Source organism: Luteibacter pinisoli (assembly GCF_006385595.1).
GTDB lineage: Bacteria > Pseudomonadota > Gammaproteobacteria > Xanthomonadales > Rhodanobacteraceae > Luteibacter > Luteibacter pinisoli.
This window is the reverse complement of record NZ_CP041046.1, coordinates 2,708,960-2,732,811: the sequence shown is the minus strand read 5'-3', so window position 1 is coordinate 2,732,811 and position 23,852 is coordinate 2,708,960. Positions and strand designations below refer to the sequence as shown.

The window sequence follows — 23,852 nt, the reverse complement described above, 5'->3', positions numbered from 1 at the left end:
AGCTTACCGGTTTTACCCTCGCGATCACTTCGTCGGCGGCATGGTCTTCCCCGGCGGCGGTGCCTTCGGCGGGGCGCTCTTCAGGTCGTCGAGCAGCGGCTGGCAGGTGACGGCGTTGGCCTTGCCGCTCTCCGGTACCATCAGCGGGGCCAGCGCGGCGATCGGCGCGGCGAAGAACAGCGCCACGGCGCCACCACCCCGCAGGATCAGCGGGCCGGCGTGCACGCCCGGGGACGGATTGGCGAAGGTGCCATGCACGTACAGCGGCGAGCGCAGTGAGAACACGCGGAAGCCCTTGGTGTGCGGGACGATATCGAGGTTGAGCTTCTCGTCCTTGAAGTTGATGTCGCCGTTGACGTTGATCAGCGCCTTCTCGGTATCCAGCGCAAACACCTTCGACTCCATGTCGCCGTCAGTCGCGACCAGGTCCGCCGCCATGCAATTGATCTTCACCACGTCATCGCCGAAGAAACGGCTGACCACGTAGCTGCCGACGTTAAGGCCGGCCAGTTCCAGCAGGGAGGAACTCACGGCGCCGTCGTTGATCAGCAGCTTCAGCTCGCCATTGGAGCTGCCGAGCAGGGCGGCCGGTGAGTTGCCGACGGCGGTAAACGAGGCATCGCCGTTCATCTCACCGAAGCTGGTCTGCATCGGGGCGAAGGTGGGGAACAGCTCTTTCAGCTTGAGGTGGCGGGCGCCGAGGTTGAGGCGGCCCTTCAGCGGCTCGGACGAACCATCCAGGCGGATATTGCTGCCCACCGTGCCTCCGGCCACGCCGAACTTCAGCGGATCGAGGGTGAGTACGGCATCCTTCATGATCAGATGCGTTTCCACGTTCTGGATCGGCAGGCGCTCGCCGTGCACGATCTTCGCGCCGGTGAAGTGCACGTCCGCGTCCATGGCGTTCCAGCGGTCCGTCTTGAACGGCTCCACCGGCAACACCTTGCCCGCCGGCTGTTTCGTCACATCCCCGCGCTCGGCCTTCTCCGCGTCCGAACCGCCGCCGACCAGCGGCGCCAGGTCACTGAAGAGCAGCTGGTTCGACTTCAGCGTGCCATTGAGGCTGGGGCGCGTGCCGCCGGTCTTGAAGGTGAGCGTGCCGCCCAGGTCGCTGCCACCCACCTTGCCGGTGAAGTTCTCGTAGGTGAACGTGCTGTCGTTCTTCTTCAGGTTGGCCTTGAGGTGGCCTTCCGTCGCGAACGGCGGTGTATCGGGCAGGGTCACGCCGGTCAGGTCGTAGAGGTGCGACATGCTGGTGCCGGAGAACCACAGGCGGATATCCAGCGCGCCGACGTTCAGCGGATCGGTCAGCGTGCCGACGAAGGCGATGTGGGTATCACCGAAACGCGCGTCCGCCGCCACGGGGAAGGGGCGATTGGCGTCGCGCAGGGCGAAGACGCCGCCGGTCTTGGCGGTCGCGGCTACGGTCGATTGCTTGTAGGTGCCCTTGGCATCCCACGAGAACTCGTACACCTGTTTGCGCTTGGTGTCGTCCTTCTTGTCCTTCTCATCCGCATCGCTCTTCGCCATGGCTTTGGCGCTGGCGCCGGTGGTCTTGTTGGCCTGCGCGCGGGAATCCTTCTCCTGCTGCGCCATGATCTCGTCAAACGGAATGCCCTTGCCCAGCGGCGTTACGTCGATGCCCATCTTCACCTGGTTCTGTGCGTCATCGAAATCGATGTGGCCCTTGTCGAACGCGATGGCATTGAGTTCCAGCTGCCATTCGGAGGGGCCGCTGCTTTCCGGCAGCTTGAACGTCCAGGTGTTCGTGCCGTCCTTGCGACGCTCCAGGGCGATGGCCGGCTGGCCGAGGCGAATCTCCGGGACAACGATGCGATGCGTGATCAGCGGGAAGGGCGCGAGGCGGAAGTCGATCGAATCCAGGTGGGCGAAACGCTGGTTAGCCGCCCAGCTGGGGTTCGTGACGACGATATCGCGCGCGGTGAAGTGTGGCCATGGGATCAGGCTGACCAGTCCGCCTTCGCCGGGCTCGCGTGCCCAGTGCGCGGTGATGTCGCCCTGGATCGCGAAGGGCCGGCCAATGGCTTCGGACACCTTCTCGTTGATCGTGGGTTTCAGCCGGTTCCAGTCGAAGAAGGCGATGAACAGGATGATCGCGATGATCAACAGCAGGAAGATGCCCACCACCCACGCCAGGATTTTCCTGCCTCGCCGCATCATCGCTACTCCGCATTAGTGCATACGAGACCGTTGGTAACCCGGTAGGCGCCAAGGTTATGTGTTTTTGATGCGCATCGATTAAGCAACGTGTGTGCCGTGTGAGGATGCCACGACGGCATTCTTGCCTTATTCGCCTAGTCCACTGCCTTATTCGTGCAGCCTCGTCGTACACCCGCTGCCTAAGCTGCCATGGCAACCACCATGGACATGGCAGGGGTGAATAAAATGAGCAAGCGCACCGCGACCGTACGTACTCTTCCACGCCGCAAAGGTATCTACCTCGCGCTGGCTTCGCTGATAAGCGCTTCGTTCCTCCCCAGCACCGCATTCGCCGATTGCACGCAGATCACGACCACGGTCACGTGCTCGGGTTTCTCGGCGATTTCATACACGGTGCCGACCACCGGTGTGGTGGTTAACATCGGCGGCGATGGGCAGCTCTCCGCGCCCTTGCTGGGCGGGCCCATCCTCACCCTGACCGGCAACGGCATCACGGTGAACAACCAAGGGACGATCGACCCGAATTTGGGCGGTGCCCTGAGCATCGTTTCCGGTGGCCTGGTGGTGGGCAACGCATCGGCCAACACCATCAATATCAACAACCTTCCTGCCAGCGGCCCCACGGCGGCCGGGACGATCAAGGGTCTCGTCAACCTGGGATCCCTGTTGGGCGTCGGCGGCCAGGCCATCCTCGCCCAGAACGGCACGGGTGGCACCACCAACATCACCAACAACGGCACGATCGACATGAACGTGCTGGGCATTGGCCTGCTCAACACGTCGGATGCGCCGGCCGTCGTCTCTTACGGCGGCGCGCGGACCAACATGACCAACACGGGTTATATCCGTGGGCGCATCGGTTTCGCGCCGTCGCTGACGGCCGGGCAGGGCAATTCGTTCATCAATGCCGGCACCATCAGTGGCAGCGTCAACCTGGGCGATACCGCCACCGGCAACACCTTCACCGCGGTATCGGGATCTAGCGTCCTCGCGGAAGGCCTTTCGCTCAACGTCCTGAACCTGGTGACGGTCAGCGTGAACCTCAGCGGCAAGGGCATCGTCGATGGCGGTTCGGGCACGGGCCTCAACAACTTCCTCGTGCTGCAGAACGATGTCCTTACGCCAGGATCGGGCACGACCGGTACGCCCACCACCATCGATGCCGCGCAATACATCCACTTCCAGCACCTGCGGGTGAACAGCGGTACGTGGAACCTGCTCGGTGCGGTCGCGCTGTCCGACACCACGATCAACGATGGCCTCGTCAACTTCAACAATGCGGGTGCGTTCGGGCCTGGCACGCTGAACGCCAATGGCGGCACGATCGCGGCATCGGCTGGCGGCCTCACGCTGGCGAACAACGTTTCGTTGAACACCGGCCGCCTTACGCTGGGCGGCACGACAGCGTTCGGGATGAACGGCGTCATCAGCGGCGCAGGCGGCCTTACCATCGCCAATACGGGCATCGTGACGCTCGGCGGCGCCAACCTTTTCAGTGGCGGCGTGAACCTCAACGCCGGCGGCCTGTTGCTCAGCAATGCGGGTGCGCTCGGTGCGGGCACGTTGACGGTGGGCGCCACGGCTTCGCTCGATACCACGGCGCCGTTTAGCCTGGCCAACAACGTGGTCGTCAATGCGGGCCAGCTCAACCTGCTGGGCAGCCAGGCGCTGACGCTCAACGGATCGCTTTCGGGCGCGGGCAACGTGGTGAAGAGCGGGGCAGGCACGCTCACTCTCAACGGCGCCAGTTCCCTCACGGGCTCCCTTGGTGTCACCGGTGGCGCGCTGGCCGTGGGCGCTGGCGGCTCGCTCTCGCCCACGGGTGCCGTGTCGCTGGGTGCGGGCACCAGCATGGATCTGTCGGCGGCGGCGAACCAGACCATCGGTTCCATCGCGGGGGCGGGCAACGTCAACCTGGGCGCGCATACGCTCACGCTTAACGGTATCGGCAACACGACGTATTCCGGGGTGTTCACCGGCACCGGCGGTCTCGTGAAGCAGGGTACCGGCGTGCAGAGGCTGGCGGGTATCAACCTGTTCACCGGGGGCGTCGCGCTCAATGGGGGTGGCCTGCTGCTGGACAATAGCAACGCGCTGGGCCCGGGCGCGCTCTCCGTGGGGGGTGCTGGTGTCACCCTGGACGGGACCACCGGCCTGACCCTCACGAATGCGGTCAATCTGGGCACCGGCGCCTCCCTGAAACTGCTCGGCGGCCAGCCGCTGGTGTTCAACGGCGTGATCGGCGGCGCCGGCGCGTTGATCAAGAATGGCGCTTCGCAACTGACCCTCAACGGTGCGAACACCTTTGGCGGTGGCGTCACCCTCAATGCCGGTGGCCTGCTGCTGGGTAACGACGCCGCACTGGGTGCGGGCACGCTTACCGTCAATGGTGCCGGGACCATCGACGGCAGCGCCACGCGCACGCTCGCGAACAACGTGACACTCAACGGTGGCGCATCGCTCAACGTGCTGGGCGGCCAACCGCTCACCTTCAACGGCGTCATCTCGGGCGCCGGCGGCCTTGTGAAGAATGGCGCCTCGACGCTCACGCTCAACGGCGCGAACACCTTCACGGGTGGCCTCGATATCGCCGCGGGCACGGTGGGCATCGGTGCCGGTGGCCACCTTGCCGCGAACAACGCGGTCACCCTCAGTGGCGTGGGTAGCGTGTTCGATATCTCTGCCGCGGGTAACCAGACCATCGGCGCACTCTCCGGCGTCGCCGGCAGCACGGTGGCGCTGGGCGGCAACGTGCTTACGTTCGGTGACGCCACTAACCAGACGGTGGGCAGCACGATCACCGGCACGGCAACCGGTGGCCTGGTGAAGGCGGGTTCCGGCACCACCCTGCTTACCGGCGCGAATACCTTCGGCGGTGGCGTCAATCTGAGCGCCGGTGGCCTCGTACTTGGCAACGCCGGCGCATTAGGTACCGGCACGCTGACCGTCAGTGGTGCCAGCACGCTCGATACGTCCGCCGCCTACACGCTCGCGAACAACGTCAACCTCGGAGCCAATCTCACCCTGTCGGGCAGCAACAACCTGACACTGGGTGGCACGATCGGTGGCACGGGCAGCCTGACGAAGAACGGCGCCAACACGCTCACACTCAATGGCACCAATACGTTCAGCGGCGGTGTAAACCTCAACGCCGGCACGCTTGGCCTTGGCAACAGCAACGCGCTCGGTACCGGCGTACTCAACGTCGGTGGCAACGCGACGCTGGCGTCCACCGCGGCGCTCAACCTCGCCAACAACGTGAACCTGGGCACGGGCGCGACGCTTGCGCTGCCGGGCGCACAGAATCTCACGCTGGGTGGCGTGATCGGCGGGAGCGGCGCACTCAGCAAGAACGGCGCCTCGTTGCTGACGCTCAACGGCGCCAACACCTTCAGTGGCGGTGTGAACCTCACGGGTGGCGGCCTGCTGCTGGGCAACAACACCGCGCTGGGCACCGGCGCCCTCACGGTCAATGGCGCGGTCACGCTGGATAACAGTGCCGCGCTCAGCGTCGGCAACACGGTGAACGTGCTGGGTGGCGGCACGCTAAGCGTGGCCGGTAACCAGACGCTTGCACTGGGCGGCACCATCGCCGGCACCGGCAACGTGGTGAAGAACGGGCCGTCCACGCTCACCCTTAGTGGCGCCAATACCTTTACCGGCGGCGTGAACCTCAATGCCGGTGGTCTCGTGCTCGGGAATGCGAATGCACTGGGCGTCGGTGGGGCATTGAACGTCGGTGGCAACGCCACGCTCGATGCCAGCACGGCCCTTGCCGTGGGCAACACCGTGAACGTGGGTACGGGTGCAAACCTCGACGTACTCGGCACGAACGCGCTCACCCTGGCGGGCGCGGTGAACGGCGCAGGCAGCCTGACCAAGGATGGCCCGTCGACCCTCACGCTGGGCGGCGTCAATGGGTACACCGGTGGGACCACCATCAACGGCGGCACGCTGGCGCTTGGCGCCGGTGCGAAGCTCGCGGCCGCGGGCAGCGTTAACCTCGCCGGCGCCGGTGGCATCTTCGATATCAGTGGGGCGGGCGCAAACCAGACGGTGGGCGCGCTCTCCGGCGCGGCCGGCAGCACGCTGGCCCTCGGTGGCAACGCGCTCGCGTTCGGCAACGGCACCAACACCACGCTCAACAGCACCGTCACGGGCACGGGCGGCCTGGTGAAGGCTGGGACCGGGGTGGTGACCCTGGGGGGTGCGAGCACCTTCAGTGGTGGCCTGGCGTTGAACGCGGGCGGCCTGGTCGTCGGGAATAACAATGCCCTTGGCTCGGGCTCGCTCACCGTGGCCGGCGCAAGCACCCTGGACAGCAACGGCCCCATCGCGCTGGCCAACAACATCGCGCTTAACGCCGGGCTCACCGTGCTCGGTAACAACGCGCTGACGCTCGATGGCGTGCTCAGTGGAGCGGGCAGCCTGACGAAGAACGGCGCGGCGACCCTTACGCTCAACGGCATCAACACGTATACCGGCGGCACCCTCGTGAACACCGGCACGCTGGCGCTCGGCGCCGGTGCCAGCCTAGCGTCCACGGGCACGGTGAACCTTCTCGCCGGTACGACGCTCGATCTTTCCGCCGGCAACGGCGCGCAGCAGATCGGTACGCTGTTGGGCAGCGGCATCGTGAACCTTGGCGCGAATACGATCACCCTGGGCAGCGCGACCGACGGCACCTTTGCCGGTTCGGTGGGTGGCACCGGCGGCCTGATCAAGGTAGGTACGGGTACTGAAACGCTGACGGGCACGAACGCCTACACCGGCGGCACGCTGATCAACGCGGGCACGCTGGCGATCGGTGCGGGTGGCAGCCTGGCATCGACCGGCGCCGTCACGCTCACGGGTCCCGGCACCGGATTCGATATCAGCGCGGGCGGCAACCAGGCCATTGGCGTGCTCAATGGCGTCACGGGGAGCACGGTGACGCTCGGTGGCAGCACGCTGATCCTGGGTGGGGTCGCCAACGGTGCCTATGACGGCGTCATGGCCGGTACCGGCGCGCTGGTGAAGAACGGGCTGGGCACCCAGGAACTGGGTGGCGCGAACACGTTCAGCGGCGGTGTCACGCTCAATGCGGGTGGCCTGCTGGTGGGGAACAACGGCGCGCTCGGCACGGGCGCGCTCACGGTCGCCGGGAGCGGCTCGCTGGATGCGAGCACGGCGGTGACGCTCAACAACAACGTGGCGCTCGGCTCGGGCAACACGCTCGATCTGCTCGGCAGCAACGCGATGACGCTGGCCGGTACTGTGAGCGGTGCCGGTGGCCTCGTGAAGGACGGTGCGGCCACGGTCACGCTGACGGGGGCGAACACCTACACCGGCGGCACGACGATCAACGGCGGCACGCTGGCACTGGGTGCGGGCGGCAAGCTTGCCGCCACGGGTGACGTGGACCTCGCCGTGGCCGGTGCGGCGTTCGATATCTCCGGCAGCGGTGCCAACCAGACCATCGGCTCGCTCAGTGGCGTGGCCGGTACAACCGTGGGGCTGGGTGCGCAGACGCTGACCTTTGGTAATGCCACCGACCGCACCTACGCGGGCGCGATCACGGGTACCGGTGGCATCGTCAAGGTCGGTACCGGCGTGCAGACGCTCAGCGGTGCCAGCACGTACAGCGGTGGGACGCTGTTGAATGCGGGCGGCCTGATCGTCGGCAACAACAGCGCGCTCGGTACGGGTGCGCTGACCGTGGGTGGCCTGGCCACGCTCGACAGCAATGGCCCCGTCACGCTGGCAAACAACGTGGCGCTCAATGCGGGCCTCACCGTGCTGGGAAACAATGCGCTGACGCTCAGCGGCGTGATCAGTGGCGCAGGCGGCCTGACCAAGAACGGCGCGGCCACGCTCACCCTGACCGGCGCGAACACGTACACGGGTGGCACCAGCGTCAACGCGGGCACGCTCGCGCTGGGCGCGGGCGGCAGCCTTTCCACCGCGGGCACGGTGAACCTCGCCACGGGCGCGACGCTGGATATCTCGGGTGGCAGCGGCACGCAAAGCGTGGGCGCGCTGACCGGTACCGGCACGGTGGCGTTGGGTGCGAATACCGTGGCGCTTGGTGGCGCAGGCAACGGCAGCTTCGGCGGCGTCATCGACGGCACCGGCGGCGTGGTCAAGCAGGGCGCGGGCACGCAGACGCTCACCGGCGCCAGCACGTACACCGGTGGCACGACGATCAACGCGGGCACGCTGGCCCTTGGCGCGGGCGGCAGCCTTGCCTCGACGGGTGCGGTGAACCTCGCCGCACCGGGCACCGTGTTCGATATCAGTGGCGGTGGCTCACAGGCGATCGGTGCGTTGAATGGCGTCGCCGGCAGTGCCGTCAGCCTTGGCGGCAACGCACTGACCCTGGGTGGCGTCGGTAACGCCACCTACAACGGCACCATCGGCGGCACCGGTGGTGTCGTGAAGGATGGTGCGGGCGTGCAGGTGCTCGGTGGCACGAACACCTACACCGGCGGCACGACGATCAACGACGGCACCCTGGCCCTGGGAGCGGGCGGCAGCCTGGCGGCGACGGGCGACGTCAACCTCACCACGGCGGGCGCCGGGTTTGATGTCTCGGCGAGCGGCGCAAACCAGACCATCGGTTCGCTCTCTGGCGTGGGTGGCACCACCGTGAACCTGGGCGGGCAAAGCCTGGCGTTCGGCAACGTGACGGACCGCGCCTTTGATGGCGTGATCAGCGGCACCGGCGGGTTGGTGAAAATCGGTTCCGGCACCGAAGAGCTGGGTGGCGCGAATACCTTCAGCGGCGGCATCACGCTGATCGCCGGCGGCCTGAACGTCAGCAACGATGCGGCGCTGGGTACGGGCGCGCTGACGGTGGCGGGCGCGTCGACACTGGATAGCACCGCGCCGGTCACGCTTGCCAACAACATGGTGCTGAACGCCAACCTGACCGTAGCGGGTTCGAACAACCTCACGCTCGATGGCACGCTCGCGGGCACGGGCGCCCTTATCAAGAATGGCAATGCGCTGCTCACGTTGAATGGCGCCAACACCTACACCGGCGAGACCCAGATCAACGCCGGCACGCTCGCTCTTGGCGGGAACGCCAGCCTCTATGCGGGTGGCATCGTCTACCTTGCCGATGGCGCCGTGTTCGATCTCTCGGCGGGCAACGGCACGCAGACGTTCGGCACGCTGATCGGCAGCGGCCTGGTGAACATCGGCGGCAACAACATCGACGTGGGTGGCCCGGCCGACGGTACCTTCAGCGGCTCGATCGGCGGCACCGGCAGCCTGACCAAAGTGGGCACCGGCACGGAGACGCTGACCGGCACCAATACGTACACGGGTGGCACCTTCATCGACGAAGGCACCCTCGCGATCGGCGCGGGCGGCAGCCTGGCCGCGAACGGCGCCGTGACGCTGACGGCCCCGGGGACGGGCTTCGACATCAGCGCCGCGGATCCCCAGGTGATCGGCGTGCTCAACGGCGTGGCCGGCAGTAACGTGACCCTAGGTGGCAATGCGCTCACCCTCGCGGGCGTCGCCAACGGCGCGTACGACGGCGTGATCGTGGGCACCGGCAGCCTGGTGAAGAGCGGTGCGAGCGTGCAGGAGCTGGGTGGCGCGAATACCTTCAGCGGCGGTGTGACGCTCAACGCGGGCGGGTTGCTGCTGGGCGATGACGGCGCGCTGGGCACGGGCACGCTGAGCGTGGCCGGAAACGCCACGCTGGATACCAACAAGGCGTTGAACGTCAGCAATGACGTGGATATCGCGGCGGGCACGACGCTCGACCTGCTGGGCAGCAATGCGGTGACCTTCGGCGGCGTGTTCTCCGGTGCGGGCGGCCTGGTGAAGGACGGCGTGTCCACGGTGACCTTGACCAACGCCAACACGTACAGCGGTGGCACGACGGTGAACAGCGGCACGCTGGCCATCGGCGCGGGCGGCAGCCTGTCGGATACCGGCCCGCTCAACCTCGCCGGCACCGGCACCTTCGATATCTCCGGCGCGGGCGGTACGCAAACGGTCGGCTCGCTCGGTGGTACCGCCGGCACCAACGTCACCCTTGGCGGCAACTCGCTCGCCTTGGGTGGAGCCACGGATAACGCGTACAACGGCGTGATCACGGGGAGCGGCGGCGTCATCAAGGACGGTGCGGGCGTCCAGACGCTCAACGGCGCGAACACCTTCACCGGTGGCGTCACCCTGAATGCCGGCGGCCTGGTCGTCGGCAACGATGCGGCACTCGGCACGGGCTCACTCACGGTGGGCGGCGCATCGACGCTGGATTCGAACACGGCGGTGACCCTGGCCAACAACGTCGTGCTCAACGCCGGGCTGGACGTGCTCGGCACGAACAACATGATCCTCAATGGCGATATCAGCGGCACCGGTAGCCTGAGCAAGGAGGGCGCGGCGACGCTGACGTTGAACGGCACGAACACCTACACCGGTGGCACCTACATCAACGCGGGCACGCTGGCGCTTGGCGCGGGCGCCAGCCTGGCCTCCTCGGGCGTGGTGAACCTGGCGTCGGGCGCCACCTTCGATCTCTCCGCCGGCAACGGCACGCAGCAGTTCGGTACGCTGGTCGGTAGCGGCACGGTGAACCTGGGTGACAACGCGCTGGTGGTGGGTGGCCCCACGGATGGCACGTTCGGTGGCTCGATCGCCGGCACCGGCAGCCTGACCAAGGTGGGCACCGGCACCGAGACGCTCACCGGCGCCAATACCTATACCGGCGGCACGTTCATCGATGCCGGCATCCTGGCGATCGGCGCGGGTGGCAGCCTGTCGCCCAACGGGGCAGTGACGCTTAACGCGGCGGGCACGGGCTTCGATATCAGCGGCGCCACCAGCCCGCAAACCATCGGCTCGCTGGCGGGCGTGGCGGGCAGCAACGTCACGCTGGGTGCCAATGCGCTCGTGCTGGGCGGCGTAGGCAACGCGTCGTACGACGGCACCATCAGCGGTACCGGCAGCCTGGTGAAGAACGGGGCCGGCGTACAGGCGCTCGGTGGCCCGAACACGTTCAGTGGTGGGGTCACGCTCAACGCAGGGACCCTGGTCGTTGGAAACAACGCCTCGCTCGGCACGGGCGCGCTCACGGTCGGTGGCGCTTCCACGCTGGATGCGAGCGCCCCGGTCACGCTGGCCAACGACGTGGCGCTCAACGCGGGCCTCACGGTTGCCGGCAGCAACGACACGACGCTGGCAGGGGTGATCTCGGGCACGGGCAGCCTGACCAAGAACGGTGCGGCGACGCTGACGCTGACCGGCGCGGATACGCACACCGGCGGCACCACGATCAACGCCGGCACGCTGGCGATCGGCGCGGGCGGCAGCCTCTCGCCGGACGGTGCGGTGAACCTGGCCGGTACCGGCACGTTTGATATCAGTGCCGGCGGCAACCAGTCCGTCGCCACGCTTGGCGGCGTCGCGGGCAGCAACGTGGCATTGGGTGGAAACACGCTCACGCTCGGCGGCGCGACGGATGCCACGCTCAATAGCACGATCAGTGGCACCGGCGGCCTGGTGAAGAACGGCGCGGCCAACCTCACGCTGGGCGGGGCGAACCTGTTCAGCGGCGGCGTGACACTCAACGCCGGCGGGCTGGTGCTCGGCAACGACCAGGCGCTGGGTACGGGCACGCTCACCGTGGGCGGTCCGGCATCGCTCGGCAGCGTGGGTGCGCTCACGCTGGCCAACGACATCGCGCTCAATGCGGACCTGAACACCACCGGCGATGATCCGCTCACCCTCAACGGCGATATCAGCGGCGCGGGTCGCCTGTTCAAGGTGAACCTCAAGGTGCTCACCCTCAACGGCAACAACACCTACACCGGCGGTACCACCGTCAGCGGTGGCACCGTGGTGGTCGGCAACAACAACGCGCTGGGCACGGGTGACCTCGCCATCGATGGTGCCACGCTGCAGGCGGGTACCACGGTGACCCTGCCGAACGCAGTGAGCGTCGGCAGCAACGGCGTCACGGTGGATGGCGCGAACGACCTCACCCTGGACGGTGCACTCTCCGGCAGCGGCGGCCTGGACAAGGAAGGCACCGGCAGCCTGACCCTCGGTGGTTCGCTGGCCGACTACACCGGTGGCCTCACCGTGAACGGCGGCACGCTCACCGCCATCGAGAGTTACACCGGTGCTGTCAGCGTGGGTGCCGGCGCCACGGCGACGTTCAACGGCCCCGCCAACGACATCACGGCCGGGGGCCCTGTGGCAGGCACGCTCAACCTGGGTGGTGGTGATCTGAACGTCACCTACGGCAACCTCCCGGGCATCACCGGTACGGTCAACGGCAATGCCGATGCCACGCTGAACATCACCGGCAGCGGCGAAGGCTCGCTCGCCAACGGCGTGTTCAACGGCATCGGTAACCTCAACGTCGATGCCGGCACGCTGGCCATCGGCACGGGTACGAACGTGACCTTTGCAGGCGGCACCACGATCGGCGGCAACCTTGTCGTGAACGGCACGCTGGGCGGTCCGGTCACGGTCGGTAACGGCGGCGGCGTGGCGGGCGGGGGCACCATCACGGGCCCGGTCACGGTGGATAGCGGTACCGTGGCACCCGGCGGTATCCCCGGTGGCACCGGCGCGGCGGCGGACAACGGTACGCCTGGCACGACGCTCACCACGGGTGGCCTCAGCCAGACCGGCAACTCGCGCACCGTCATCCGTATCACCTCGCACGGCACCAGCGACCACATCGCCTCCAACGGCCCCACCACGGTGGGCGGCACGCTGGTGACCACGCCGACCGGTGGCGGCACGTTCGGTCCGTCGTCCACTTACACCGTGGTCACGTCGTCCACGCCCATCAATGGCAGCTACGGCAGCGTGGTGAAGGGCGACCTTCCGTTCCTCGACGAAGGTGTCAGCACCGTCGGCAACAACGTGATCGTCACCCTGACCCAGGCCGGTACCGGTGGCCCCGTGACCCCGGGTGGCGAGGGCGTGGGCTTCGATCAGTTCCCCGGCCTGAGCACGAACCAGCACAGTGTCGCGACCGCCCTGCAACACGCCGCGGCGTCTGGCAATGACGTCCTGCCGACCCTGCTGGGCGACCTGCGTGGCCTGCGGTCGGCCCAGGTGAACGGAGCGTTCGAGTCGCTGACCGGTGAAACCTATGCCTCGGCCGCCCAGGCCGAGCTCACCGGGCAGAGCCAGTACCAGGATTCAGTGTTCTACCGCCTGAAGCTGGAACGCGACACGGGCGAGAAGGGCACGGCCGTGTGGGCGGAGCCGTACACCTCCAGTAGCGACCTGGCGAGCAGCGCCAACGTGGCGCAAACCGACTACCGCATCCACGGCATCATCGTCGGTACGGATACGGACTTCGGCTCCGACCTGCGTGCGGGTGTGCATGCCAACTTCGCCAATGCGCGCACCGAAGTGCATAGCCGCGGTGACTACACCGACGTGGACCAGGCGGCGATCGGCCTGCATGCGCTGTACTTCAACGACAAGCAGTTCTGGGTGGAAGGCCTGGCGTCGTACGGCTGGCACAACGGTGACAGCCATCGCCGGATCAACGTCGGCGGCTTCACGCCGGAAGCGCGTGGCGATTACGACGGCAAGTCCACGAACGCCGCGATCGAAAGCGGTTTCCGCTTCAACCTCGGCAGCGCCATGCACCTGGAGCCGTTCGTCGGCGCGTACTACAGCAAGGTGAAGTACGACAGCTTCACCGAAAAGGGCGCGGGTGATGCGGACCTGAAGGTGGGTAAGGCCTCGGCCGACAGCCTGCAGTACGGCGCCGGCCTGCGTCTCTCCGGCGATATCGACCTGGGCGTGGCCAACACCAAGCTGCATCCGATCGCCATGGTGCGTTACCTGCACAACACCAAGGACGACATCAGCACGGTGAACAACAGCTTCGCCGGTCTGCCCACCGACAGCTTCACGGTGGAAGGCTCACGCCCGATGCGCAACCACTGGCAGGGCGCCGTCGGCGCCAGCTTCGACATCACGCCGGCGGCCAGCACCTTCGTGTACTACAGCACCGATCGTGGCGGGCATACCCGTAGCGATGCGGTGAACCTGGGGGTGCGGTGGAGTTTCTGATACCGGTTGGTGTCGCGAACGGCGTCGCCCACAGGGTGGGCTCCTACAACCGCGCCATTTTAGGAGCCCACCCTGTGGGTGACATCTTTCGCACCGAACTCCCAATTGCACGCGCTCGCGCTCCTATGCGGCGGTATTCATCAATGGCTGTTTAGCTCACGCCATCGCCCCAGCTCGCCGTACGATTTCGACTGCCAATGAATTCGGCCGCGCTGTCGCAGCATCTTGTCGACGAATGGTTCAGCTCGCTTGGGTCGCGGCTTCCATCGTCGTGCGTCTACAACCATCGCAGTGCCCCACGATGTAACCCCGAACACCCGGTGGCGTCCGCGCGTAGGCGTGGCCCAGATGACTTTCTTCGCAGCATCGAGAAGTACGAGCCTGCCTTCACGCTGCATCGTGGCGACGACGACGCGTCTGCCGCCTGTCTTGGTGGACCAGGCGACCGTGTGGTCGGCAGAACGGTAGACCGCGAAGTTTCCATCCGGAGTAAGCATCGCGAAGAAGGCGCCATCGGCAGAAGGGAGGGGCTGGCCTACGCCAAGCGATTGTCCTGGTCCAAGGACGGCTGCCTTGATTGTTCCGGCTGCAAGCATCATCCCTGAGCTAACGAGCAGGCACGCGATCTTGTGACGTGCGTTCATGGTCTAACCCTTGTTCAAGGCACCGGATTGGTGCGCTTGAAAGGCTAGGTGGCGCGCGCCGCGCTCAACAGAGGCGCGGCGAGCAGCGGGTCGTCAGCATTTCACTTGCATCGGTGTAGGGGATTCACCTCATCGGGTGCGACCGCGGCTCCTACAGGTGCGGGGCGGCGACCCAGTACCCGGTCGCTTTCACCCAGTCCTTGTCGATGCCACGATGCTCAACGAGCAGCGACCGCAAACTACGCGCACGCTTCGATTCGGTCGCCACCCACCAGAACGTGTCGCCCTGCGGAATCGGCAGGGCGGCAACCGCATCGTCCAGCGAGGGTGACGCACCGCGGATGAACCAGGTGACCTCGCGGGCGAGCGTCTGCTTCTCGTCTTCGGAGGCGATTTCCGCCAGCACGGTGACCTTGGTGGTCGCCGGCATTTCCTCCAGCCAGCGCCCGATCGCAGGCAGGGCGGTTTCATCGCCGACCAGCACGTAGTGGTCGTAGTCGTTCGGCACGATCATCGAACCGCGCGGGCCACCGACGCCAAGCTTGTCACCGACTTTCGCGCTTTCCGCCCAGGTGGAGGCCGGGCCGTCGCCGTGGATCACGAAATCGAGATCCAGTTCGAGCGACTCGGGGCGGAACTGTCGCGGCGTGTAATCACGCGCCGGTGAATGTTCCTTGCCCTCCGCGTACACCGGGCCATCCGGCGTCATCGTCGGCAGGTTGAACTCGCCGGTGGAGGTCGGCAGGAACAGTTTCACGTGGTCGTCCGGGGAGGCGGAAGGAAAGCCTTCCAGCTCCGGACCCTGCACGGTGATGCGGACCATGTGAGGGGTGAGGGTCTGCACCTTCACCACGCTGAGGATGCGCATGCGCACCTCGTGGCGAACGCGTTGGATCTGGTGTTTTTCACTCATCCCTGGCGCTCCGCGATCTGTTTGGCGGCGGCTTCGAGGATGCTGGCGACGCGCTTGAATTCCGCCTCGTCCCAGCTCTTGTGGTGGTTGATCAGTTGGTGCTTCAGCACATGCATTGCCTCGCGCACTTCATTGGGCACGGTCATCCGGCGCATGTGCCGGGACATCACCTGCAGGCGTTCGGTCAGCGCGTCCAGCGTGTCGCGGTTTTCGGTGAGGAAGGCGCGGCCTTCGTCGGTGATGGCGTAGAGCTTCTTGCCGCCGGTCTCCGCCTCGACCCGGGCGTAGCCCAGTTCCTCGAGCATGGTCAGGGTGGGGTAGATGGCGCCGGGGCTCGGGCTGTACTGGCCGTCGAACATCTCTTCGATGGTGCGGATGAGCTCGTAGCCGTGGCGCGGCTGCTCTTCGATCAGGGCCAGGAGCAGCAGGCGCAGGTCGCCGGTGCCGAACATGCGGCCGCCGCCAAACCGGCCGCCGCCACGGCCACCGCGGCCGCCTTCACGTTCGTCAAAGCCGAACGGGCCACCGCCGAAACGGCCGCCGCCCCGGCCGATGGCCGCGAAGTGCTCGTGGAAACGCTGGTGCAGGTCGTCGCGGAGGTGGCGCTTGGCGTGGTGGAAAAAGTGCATGGGGGTTCTCCGATATATCGTACGTAGTGATCGTACGATATATCTTAAGAAACACTCTTGGCAACCCCTCGCCGATATATCGTAGGAGACGCCTTTAGCCGAACGTGAAGGTAAAGGCGTGGAAGTTGGCCTTGGGGATCTTGATGGTGAGCACGTGGTCCTTGTAGCCGTCGCCGTCGAACAGGGTGTAGAGCTGCGAGGCCTGGACGGTGACCGGGGCCTGCGGCTTGCCGTCCACGGCGATCTCCAGGGTTACCGGGTCGTTGGCGCTGGCCACCATGTGCACCTTCTTCGCCTTGAAATGCAGGCGGATTTCGCCGCTGGCGCTGTCCAGCGTGGCGTTCTGCCGGCCGATCTCCCAGCGCCCGACCAGGGCGAACTGGTTAAGCTCCAGCCGCGCCGGGGCGGTGAAGTCACGGGTGCCTGTGCGGTCGCCCTCGGGGCTTGCGTTGTTCTTGCTGCGGTCGCTGCCGAAGTACATCTCCGGCGAGCCCAGCTGGTTGAAGTCCGGGGCGTCCTTGTCGGCGCCCGCGGCGGCGTCCGCCAGGCGCGGCAGGCCGAGCAGGGTGCGGATGGCGTTCTCCATCTCCATGTAGTTGCCCTCACCGAAGTGGTGGGCCACGACATTGCCGCGCTGGTCCACCAGGTACTCGGCCGGCCAGTACTGGTTATCCCAGGCGTCCCACGTGGCGAGGTCGTTGTCCTGGGCCACCGGGTAATGGATGTTGAACTTCCTGATGGCGTCGCGGACGTTGCCATCCTGCTTTTCGAAGGCGAATTCCGGGGAATGCACGCCGACCACCACCAGGCCCTTGTCCTTGTACTGGTCGTACCAGCGGGTGACGTGGGGCAGGGTGCGCAGGCAGTTAATGCACGAGTATGCCCAGAAATCGATGAGCACCACCTTGCCGCGCAGGCCCTGCATGGTCAGTGGCTTCGAGTTCTGCCAGGCGGCGATGCCGGCGAACTCAGGGGCGGTCTGCGCCGCGGCGGCCGGCTGGGCAAAGCCCACGGCGGCGGCCAGGAAAGCGAGGGCGAACAGGGCGGTACGGAAGCGGGGGCGCATGGGAACTCCGTTTGCGGGGGTGCCAGGAGATAGACCGGGGCAGGCCCGGCCACCTTACACCGCCTCAGGTAGGCTAAAATTGGTGTTTTGCCAGCCCAGCGAGCCAGCGGAAGCGACATGACCTCGATCAAGCAGGACGACCTCATCCAGAGCGTCGCCGACGCCCTCCAGTACATCTCCTACTATCACCCGGTGGACTACATCCGGAATCTCACCGCCGCCTACGAGCGCGAAGAGTCCCCGGCGGCAAAGGATGCCATCGCCCAGATCCTGATCAACTCGCGCATGTGCGCCGAGGGCCACCGGCCGATCTGCCAGGACACCGGCATCGTCACCGTGTTCCTCAAGGTGGGCATGAACGTGCGCTGGGACGATGCCACGATGAGCGTGGAAGACATGGTGAACGAGGGTGTTCGCCGTGCCTACAACCACCCGGACAACAAGCTGCGCGCTTCGGTGCTGGCGGATCCGGCGGGCAAGCGCATGAACACGCGCGACAATACCCCGGCCGTCATCAACGTCTCCATCGTGCCGGGCGATAAGCTCGACGTGACCGTGGCGGCCAAGGGCGGCGGTTCGGAAGCGAAGTCCAAGTTCGCCATGCTCAACCCCTCCGACTCCATCGTCGACTGGGTGCTTAAGACGGTGCCGACGATGGGCGCCGGCTGGTGCCCGCCGGGCATGCTCGGCATCGGCATCGGCGGCACCGCCGAGAAGGCGATGCTGCTGGCGAAGGAATCGCTGATGGAGCCGATCGACATCACTGACCTTCAGGCCCGTGGCCCGTCCAACCGCGCCGAAGAGCTGCGCCTGGAGCTGTACGAGAAGGTCAACGCGCTCGGCATCGGCGCGCAGGGCCTCGGTGGCCTGACCACCGTGCTCGACGTGAAGGTCAGCGACTACCCGACGCATGCCGCCAACCTGCCGGTGGCGATCATCCCCAACTGCGCGGCCACGCGCCACGCGCACTTCGTGATGGACGGCTCCGGCCCGGTGATGCTCGATCCGCCGTCGCTGGAAGACTGGCCGAAGCTCACCTACGACTCGTCCAAGGGCCGCCGGGTGAACCTCGACACGATCACCCGCGAAGAAGTGAACAGCTGGCAGCCGGGTGAAACCATCCTGCTCAACGGCAAGCTGCTCACCGGCCGCGACGCCGCGCACAAGCGGATGATCGACATGCTCAACCGCGGCGAAACGCTGCCGGTGGACTTCACCAACCGCTTCATCTACTACGTGGGCCCGGTGGATCCGGTGCGTGACGAAGTCGTCGGCCCCGCTGGCCCGACCACCGCCACGCGCATGGACAAGTTCACCCGCCAGATGCTGGAAACCACTGGCCTGCTCGGCATGGTCGGCAAGTCCGAGCGCGGCCCCACCGCCATCGATGCCATCCGCGATAACAAGGCCGTGTACCTGATGGCCGTCGGCGGCGCCGCCTACCTGGTGTCGAAGGCGATCAAGAGCTCGCGCGTGCTGGCCTTCGAAGACCTCGGCATGGAAGCGATCTACGAGTTCGACGTGCAGGACATGCCGGTCACCGTCGCCGTCGACAGCCAAGGCACCTCGGTGCATGAAACCGGCCCGAAGGTGTGGCGCTCGAAGATCGGCAAGATCCCGGTCGTCGTCGTCTAATTCGCCAGGCGGGCGGTGTGGCGGGCGATCTGCGCGTCTTCCTCGGTGGGGATGACGCGGCTGTTGAAGTCGCCCATCCACTGCAGACCCGCGAGGATCGCCTCGCGGGTTTTCACATCGTTCTCGCCGATGCCACCGGTGAAGACGAGCAGGTCCAACCCGCCTAGCGACGCGACCATGGCGGCGATCTGCTTGCGCGCCACGTGGACGAACACATCGAGCGCCAGCTTCGACGCTTCGTCGTTCGACGCATGCAGCTTGCGCATGTCGCTGATCCCGCCGGACAAGCCTTTCAGGCCCGACTCGCGATCCACGAGCGTCTCCAGCCGTTCCGCGTCGTAGCCCTTCTCACGCATCAGGTACAGCAGCACGCCGGGATCCAGGTCGCCGGGGCGCGTGCCCATGACGATGCCGCCGGTGGGGGTGAGGCCCATGGTGGTGTCGATGGACTGGCCATCGCGTACCGCGCACAGGCTGGCGCCATTGCCCAGGTGGGCGATCACCACGCGCGAGGGAAGGCTGGCACCGAGCTGGCGCACGATGGACTCATACGACAGGCCGTGGAAGCCGTAGCGCTCGATGCCGCCTTCGCGCAGGTCCGCGGGTAGCGGCAGGGTTTTGGCGACCAGTGGCATCGTCGCGTGGAAGGCCGTATCGAAGCAGGCCACTTCGGGTGTGCCCGGAAAGGCCTCGCGGGCACGCTTCACCATCGCCACCGCCGCGGGCACGTGCAGCGGCGCGAACGCTTTGGCTTCCTCCAGGTGCTGCATCAGCGCGTCGTCGATCAGCGCATGCGTGCGGATGTTCGGGCCGCCGTGCACGATGCGGTGGCCGATGGCATCGGGCGAGGGCAGCTTCTTCTCGCGCAACGTCGTCACGATCGCCTGCACCGGGTCGGCATCGCCGCCCGGTGCGTCGGCCTGGTCCGATAACAGTGGCTCGCACACCTCGCCATCCACCCGGTAAAGCCCGTATTTCAGGGAGGACGAACCGGTATTGAGGGCGAGGATGTGCCGCGGCATCAGTTCGCGTCCTCGGCTTTCCACTGCCAGTCGCGCACTTCCGGCAGGTCCCAGCCGTGTTCGCTCACGTAAAGCTTGTGGCGCTGGATATCCGCCCAGTAGCGCTGCGTGGCCTTCTCGCGTTCACCGGCAAAGCGGGGCACGCGGTTGATCACGTCCAGGGCGAGCTGGAAGCGGTCCATGTTGTTCAGCACCATCATGTCCAGCGCCGTGGTCGTGGTGCCTTCTTCCTTGTAGCCACGCACATGGAAGTTGTCGTGGTTGTGCCGGCGGTAGGTCAGCTTGTGCACGATGCCGGGGTAGCCGTGGAAGGCGAACACCACGGGCTTGTCCTTGGTGAACAGGTCGTCGAAGCGGTCGTCGTCCATGCCGTGCGGGTGTTCGTCCGGCGTCTCCAGCGACATCAGGTCCACCACGTTGACGACGCGGATGCGGATGTCAGGCACGTACTCGCGCAGCAGCATCACCGCGGCCAGCACTTCCACCGTCGGTGCGTCGCCCGCGCAGGCCATCACCACATCCGGATCGTCACCGCCGCGGCCGGCCCATTCCCAGATGCCCGCACCGGCGGTGCAATGGCGCACGGCCGATTCGATATCCAGCCACTGCCAGTCCGGCTGCTTGCCGGCGATGATCACGTTCACGTAGTGGCGGCTGCGCAGGCAGTGGTCCGCCACGGAGAGCAGGCAGTTGGTGTCCGGTGGCAGGTAGATCCGCACGATCTCGGATTTCTTGTTCGCCACGTGGTCGATAAAGCCCGGGTCCTGGTGCGAGAAGCCGTTGTGGTCCTGGTGCCACACGTGCGAGCTCAGCAGGTAATTCAGCGAGGCGATCGGCGGACGCCATTCCATCTTGCGCGTGGTCTTCAGCCACTTTGCATGCTGGTTGAACATCGAATCGATGATGTGGATGAAGGCTTCGTAGCAGGAGAAGAAGCCGTGCCGTCCGGTGAGCAGGTAGCCCTCCAGCCAGCCCTGGCACTGGTGCTCGCTGAGCACTTCCATCACGCGGCCATCGGGCGCGAGGTCTTCGTCGACGGCTTCGTACTCGGCCAGCCAGGTCTTCGGGCTGGCTTCGTAAATGGCCTCAAGGCGATTCGACGCCGTCTCGTCGGGGCCGAACACGCGGAAGCTGCGCATGTTCTGGCGCATCACCTCGCGCAGGAAACGGCCGAGCACGCGGGTCATTTCGGCCTTGTGGTCGCCCGGTGTTTTCACATCCTCGGCAAACTGCGCGAAGTGCGGCATGTGCAACGGCTTCAGCAGCAGGCCGCCGTTGGCGTGCGGGTTCATGCCCATGCGGCGCTGGCCGGTGGGCGCGAGCGACGCGAATTCCTCGCGGAAGCGGCCTTCCTCGTCAAACAGCTCGTGCGCGTTATAGCTCTTCATCCAGTCTTCGAGCTGCTTCACGTGCTCGTCGGTCTCGAACTTGGACAGCGGCACCTGGTGCGCGCGCCACGTGCCTTCCACGGGCTTGCCATCGACCACCTTGGGCCCGGTCCAGCCCTTGGGGCTGCGGAACACGATCATCGGCCAGCGCGGCAGCTTGGCCTGGTCGGCGCTTTCCTCGCGGGCTTCCTTCTGGATCTGGCGGATCGCATCCAGGCAGGTATCCAGCGCCGCGGCGAAGGCCTGGTGCATGGCTTCCGGTTCATGGCCTTCGACGAAGTGCGGATCGTAGCCGTAGCCGCGCATCAGGTCGCGCAGGTCGTCGTCGCCGATGCGCGCCAGCACCGTCGGGTTGGCGATCTTGAAGCCGTTCAGATGCAGGATCGGCAGCACGGCGCCGTCGGTCACGGGATTGAGGAACTTGTTCGAATGCCAGCTGGTGGCGAGCGCACCGGTTTCCGCTTCGCCATCGCCGACGACGCAGGCGACGATCAGCTCGGGATTGTCGTACGCCGCGCCAAACGCGTGGGACAGCGAATAGCCCAGTTCACCGCCTTCGTGGATCGAGCCCGGGGTTTCCGGCGCCACGTGGCTGGGGATGCCGTACGGCCAGGAGAACTGGCGGAACAGTTCGCGCATGCCGGCCTTGCTGCGGTCGATGCGCGGATAGATCTCGGTGTACGAGCCTTCGAGGTACGTGTGTGCCACCGGGCCGGGGCCGCCGTGGCCAGGGCCCATCACGTAGATCATGTTGAGGTCGCGCTGGACGATGGCGCGATTGAGGTGGGTGTAGATGAAGTTGAGGCCGGTCGTCGTGCCCCAGTGCCCCAGCAGGCGATGCTTGATGTGCTCGCGTTTCAGCGGCTCCTCGAGCATCGGGTTGTCGCGCAGGTAGATCTGCCCGACGGTGAGGTAGTTCGCAGCGCGCCAGTAGGCGTGCATGCGGCGAAGCAGATCCGGATCCAGCGTATCGGTCATGGGGAGGCCTGGGGAGCGACGGAAGTCGCGGCCCAGCCTAGGCCCGGGGGTATGGCAAACGCGTGAACGATCGTGCGGTATTAGTAGGAGCCAACCTCGCGGGTGTTGCGCTCCATCACTTTCAACGCATCTTCGGTTTTCTTGCGATTGCGTGCGGCTTCTTCTTCGCGGCTGGCGCGCTCGCGCTCGGCCAGTTCATGCGCCAGGCGGGCGGCGGCCTCGGCATCGCGGGCGGCGGCCGAGGTCATGACGGGGCGCTCGGGCACGACGGTGGTGGCTGCGGCGGTCGTCGGGGGCAGGGCGCCGGGGTCGGGCGACACGGCGGCAGGCGCCACAGGCGCGGGCGCGGGCGGCGCGGCGGCCTCGGCCACCGGCGGCGGGGCACCATCGCGCGTGCTCATGGCGCGCCAGGCGAACAGGCCAAGCAGGCTGGCGATGACCACGCCCATGACCACCGGGATCACATAGGAGCGACCGCCACGCGAACGGCGCCGCGCGGCGGCGGCCGTGCGCGCCACCTTCTCCGCGGGGCGGCTGCCCGGCGGGGCGGTGTCCAGGTGGTCGGGCAGCTTGAGCATGGCGCGCAGCAGGTCGCCATCCACCAGGTGCACACGCGGCTGGCGGCGCACGGCGTTGCGGGCGGCCTGGGTGAAGCTGCCGCGGGTGACGAGGATGCCGCGGCTGGCCGCCTCGTTCAGCATGGTGCTCAGCAGCTCCTGCACTTCGGCCAGGTCCACGAAGATCGCGTCCCAGTGGCCGCACTGCACGATCACGGTCTCGCTCTGGCGGTGCAGGCGCATGTCCAGGCCGGCGTGGGCCAAGGCCTTGAGGTCGTGCGCGGTGACGAGTTCCACGCGGTAGCCCTGCTCGCGGTAGTGCTCCGCCAACAGGTGCTCGAAATCTTGCCAGCTCAACCGGGCGAGGGCGTCGCCGGCGTCAGAGGCATGCGCGGAAAAGGCCAAAACGGACCCCCTGCCCGAGGATTAGAAAAGAGCAATCATACACTTATAGGGTATTTGCCGGAAATTCCTGCCGCTCGGCCTCGCCCACCATGGCATCGATGGCTCGCTCAATATCCTCGTCCCGCGCCTGGGGATGGACCACCACGCAGACCGACGCGGCCCGCGTGGTGCGCGTCGCCACCGGACAGCACACCCGGCCGTCGCTGGCGCGCATGGCCGGTGGGGTGGCGCGCGGCGTGTAGAACTCGCGCTGGAAGCGCTCGCCGTCCTGGGGGCCACCGGCCATGATGGAGATCCATATGTACATCCAAGGACTATCGGCGGCGCGTGCCCGGCGCGTAGAGGCAAATCCGGCAGAACACACTGTGAAACGGTTCCTTGCCGCC

At 66.6% G+C, this 23,852-nt stretch carries 11 protein-coding genes; 2 read left to right on the top strand and 9 right to left on the bottom strand.

What is annotated here, in order from left to right; all coding sequences use genetic code 11:
* Positions 1-24: 24 nt before the first annotated feature.
* Complete coding sequence (locus tag FIV34_RS12400) at positions 25-2,181, bottom strand: AsmA family protein (RefSeq protein WP_246058609.1); 2,157 nt, start codon at positions 2,179-2,181, stop codon at positions 25-27.
* A gap of 225 nt (positions 2,182-2,406) precedes the next feature.
* On the opposite strand from FIV34_RS12400, the gene FIV34_RS12395 reads away from it, so the two are divergent.
* The gene (locus tag FIV34_RS12395; protein ID WP_246058608.1) at positions 2,407-14,229 is read left to right on the top strand and encodes an autotransporter-associated beta strand repeat-containing protein; all 11,823 of its coding nucleotides are present in this window, start codon (positions 2,407-2,409) and stop codon (positions 14,227-14,229) included.
* 140 nt (positions 14,230-14,369) lie between these two features.
* Here the strand turns inward: FIV34_RS12395 and FIV34_RS12390 are convergent, their stop codons facing one another.
* The 4 genes from FIV34_RS12390 to FIV34_RS12375 all read right to left on the bottom strand — a co-directional run bounded on the left by FIV34_RS12390 (position 14,370) and on the right by FIV34_RS12375 (position 17,481).
* The gene (locus FIV34_RS12390) at positions 14,370-14,873 is read right to left on the bottom strand and encodes a hypothetical protein (protein WP_139983194.1); all 504 of its coding nucleotides are present in this window, start codon (positions 14,871-14,873) and stop codon (positions 14,370-14,372) included.
* A gap of 151 nt (positions 14,874-15,024) precedes the next feature.
* The gene (locus FIV34_RS12385) at positions 15,025-15,786 is read right to left on the bottom strand and encodes a siderophore-interacting protein (protein WP_139983193.1); all 762 of its coding nucleotides are present in this window, start codon (positions 15,784-15,786) and stop codon (positions 15,025-15,027) included.
* The gene (locus FIV34_RS12380; protein ID WP_139983191.1) at positions 15,783-16,415 is read right to left on the bottom strand and encodes a PadR family transcriptional regulator; all 633 of its coding nucleotides are present in this window, start codon (positions 16,413-16,415) and stop codon (positions 15,783-15,785) included. The genes FIV34_RS12385 and FIV34_RS12380 overlap by 4 nt, the downstream gene beginning before the upstream one ends.
* Positions 16,416-16,509: 94 nt before the next feature.
* Positions 16,510-17,481 (bottom strand): thioredoxin family protein, encoded by a 972-nt coding sequence (locus FIV34_RS12375; RefSeq protein ID WP_139983189.1) that lies wholly within the window; start codon positions 17,479-17,481, stop codon positions 16,510-16,512.
* A gap of 117 nt (positions 17,482-17,598) precedes the next feature.
* On the opposite strand from FIV34_RS12375, the gene FIV34_RS12370 reads away from it, so the two are divergent.
* Positions 17,599-19,116 (top strand): fumarate hydratase, encoded by a 1,518-nt coding sequence (locus FIV34_RS12370; RefSeq protein ID WP_139983187.1) that lies wholly within the window; start codon positions 17,599-17,601, stop codon positions 19,114-19,116.
* Here the strand turns inward: FIV34_RS12370 and FIV34_RS12365 are convergent.
* The 4 genes from FIV34_RS12365 to FIV34_RS12350 form a co-directional block, all read right to left on the bottom strand.
* Positions 19,113-20,138 carry an acetate/propionate family kinase gene (locus tag FIV34_RS12365; protein WP_139983185.1) on the bottom strand — a complete coding sequence of 342 codons (1,026 nt, stop codon included), beginning with the start codon at positions 20,136-20,138 and terminating at the stop codon, positions 19,113-19,115. The two genes, FIV34_RS12370 and FIV34_RS12365, sit on opposite strands and share 4 nt — an antisense overlap.
* Positions 20,138-22,504: a phosphoketolase family protein gene (locus FIV34_RS12360; protein WP_139983183.1), complete on the bottom strand. Its 2,367-nt coding sequence runs from the start codon at positions 22,502-22,504 to the stop codon at positions 20,138-20,140. Before FIV34_RS12360 ends, FIV34_RS12365 begins: the two co-directional genes overlap by 1 nt.
* Before the next feature lie 80 nt (positions 22,505-22,584).
* Positions 22,585-23,466, bottom strand: coding sequence for a restriction endonuclease (locus tag FIV34_RS12355; protein ID WP_139983182.1), 882 nt, complete (start codon positions 23,464-23,466; stop codon positions 22,585-22,587).
* Positions 23,467-23,509: 43 nt separating this feature from the next.
* Positions 23,510-23,752: a hypothetical protein gene (locus tag FIV34_RS12350; protein WP_211352631.1), complete on the bottom strand. Its 243-nt coding sequence runs from the start codon at positions 23,750-23,752 to the stop codon at positions 23,510-23,512.
* Between the last annotated feature and the right edge of the window lie 100 nt (positions 23,753-23,852).

What these genes read in the sequence shown, in the direction of transcription:
- FIV34_RS12360 (WP_139983183.1), bottom strand. Translation starts at nt 22,504, where the DNA reads ATGACCGATACGCTGGATCCGGATCTGCTTCGCCGCATGCACGCCTAC.
- FIV34_RS12385 (WP_139983193.1), bottom strand. Translation starts at nt 15,786, where the DNA reads ATGAGTGAAAAACACCAGATCCAACGCGTTCGCCACGAGGTGCGCATG.
- FIV34_RS12395 (WP_246058608.1), top strand. Translation starts at nt 2,407, where the DNA reads ATGAGCAAGCGCACCGCGACCGTACGTACTCTTCCACGCCGCAAAGGT.
- FIV34_RS12390 (WP_139983194.1), bottom strand. Translation starts at nt 14,873, where the DNA reads ATGAACGCACGTCACAAGATCGCGTGCCTGCTCGTTAGCTCAGGGATG.
- FIV34_RS12350 (WP_211352631.1), bottom strand. Translation starts at nt 23,752, where the DNA reads ATGGCCGGTGGCCCCCAGGACGGCGAGCGCTTCCAGCGCGAGTTCTAC.
- FIV34_RS12370 (WP_139983187.1), top strand. Translation starts at nt 17,599, where the DNA reads ATGACCTCGATCAAGCAGGACGACCTCATCCAGAGCGTCGCCGACGCC.
- FIV34_RS12375 (WP_139983189.1), bottom strand. Translation starts at nt 17,481, where the DNA reads ATGCGCCCCCGCTTCCGTACCGCCCTGTTCGCCCTCGCTTTCCTGGCC.
- FIV34_RS12365 (WP_139983185.1), bottom strand. Translation starts at nt 20,138, where the DNA reads ATGCCGCGGCACATCCTCGCCCTCAATACCGGTTCGTCCTCCCTGAAA.
- FIV34_RS12380 (WP_139983191.1), bottom strand. Translation starts at nt 16,415, where the DNA reads ATGCACTTTTTCCACCACGCCAAGCGCCACCTCCGCGACGACCTGCAC.
- FIV34_RS12400 (WP_246058609.1), bottom strand. Translation starts at nt 2,181, where the DNA reads ATGATGCGGCGAGGCAGGAAAATCCTGGCGTGGGTGGTGGGCATCTTC.